The following is a 1294-nucleotide window of genomic DNA, read 5'->3' on the forward strand; positions in this document are numbered from 1 at the left end:
TAGACTGACCTAGCTATATGAGACACTAATAAAAACACCTTATTAGGCTGCCACCACACCATATTTTATCGGTGTGAGGTAGCCTAATTTTTCTTGGATACGCTCTTCGTTATAGTAAGTTAAGTAATGGTCCACCCGCTCACGCACTTCATGGTCACTTAACGAGTTGAACTTGACGTACTGGAACTCCTCAGACTTCAAATTCGAATGAAACGATTCAATCACCGCATTATCCCAACAGTTGCCTCTTCGGGACATGCTGCTCGTCATATGATTCCTCTTGACCAAATCTTGAAAGGCATATGATGTATAGACACTTCCTTGATCCGAATGGATGATGATCCCTTCGGGATTGTTCCGACTCTCCAACGCCATCTTTAACGTATCGATGACGAGGGGCGTCTGTTGATGCTCGTATAGCTTATAGGCAACGATTTCATTGTTGAATAGGTCGATGATTGTGGAGAGGTACTTCGTCGTGCTCCCGTATTGGATATAGGTGATGTCCGTCACCCACTTCTTATTCGGTTCACTGGCCGTGAAGTCTCGCTTGAGAAGGTCAGGTGCGATGATGATGCTCTCGCCCTGAGACTTCCATTTCCGTTTAGGCTTGATCCGACACTGGAGATGGTGCTTCTGCATGATTCTTTGTACGGTGTTCCGGTTAGCCGCCAATTCATAGGTTTGCTCTAACAGGGCTTTTATCTTTCGATGTCCATATCGATACTTCGTAAGCTTACACACTTCGATGACTGTTTGCTCCAGCACCGAAGGTTGCTTCACCGGTTCTTTGACCCAACGGTAATAGGTTGCCCGTGGCACGTCTAGGACACGTAGGATGGTCGTGACCGTATATTTGCTCTTCAGGCGCTCTACAGTCTTTAACGCTATTTCTTTTTCAACTCTCTTTCGATCTCCATGAATTTTTTTAAGATGTCGTTCTCCGTCTTCAGGTGGGATAGTTGACGCTCTCTCTTGTCATCCTCACTGGCGGAATCAGGACCGAGTCCGTAGGTGTATTGCTTCCCGATGGGCTGGTCAAATCGATAGATTTCATTGGACCGATACCATCTCATCCATGTGTGGATCTGTGATTCGTTTTTGATCCCGTGTTTCTCCATGATCTCTCTAGTCGTCAACTCACCGCTCAGTTTGTCTTTCACCACTGCCCATTTCACTTCACTTGAATATACGTTTTTGCCCACGCAAAAACACCTCCGATGCTAGCACTTTTTTTAAGTGTACCACTGCGAAGGTGTTTTTATATTGTCTCAAAAATTTAGGTTAGCCCAAT

At 45.4% G+C, this 1294-nt stretch carries 1 protein-coding gene; it reads right to left on the reverse strand.

The genetic code is table 11. The features are described from left to right. Positions 1-42 precede the first annotated feature (42 nt). Positions 43-1205, reverse strand: a protein-coding gene (locus KNP76_RS15505) for an IS3 family transposase (protein ID WP_214845041.1) whose coding sequence is annotated in 2 segments (ribosomal slippage) — positions 43-929 and positions 929-1205 — 1164 coding nt in all. Because the reading frame shifts where the segments join, the coding sequence is not laid out codon by codon here. Positions 1206-1294: the final 89 nt, after the last annotated feature.

The sequence above is a fragment of the Exiguobacterium sp. s150 genome, from assembly GCF_018618435.1.
GTDB classification, from domain to species: domain Bacteria; phylum Bacillota; class Bacilli; order Exiguobacteriales; family Exiguobacteriaceae; genus Exiguobacterium; species Exiguobacterium alkaliphilum.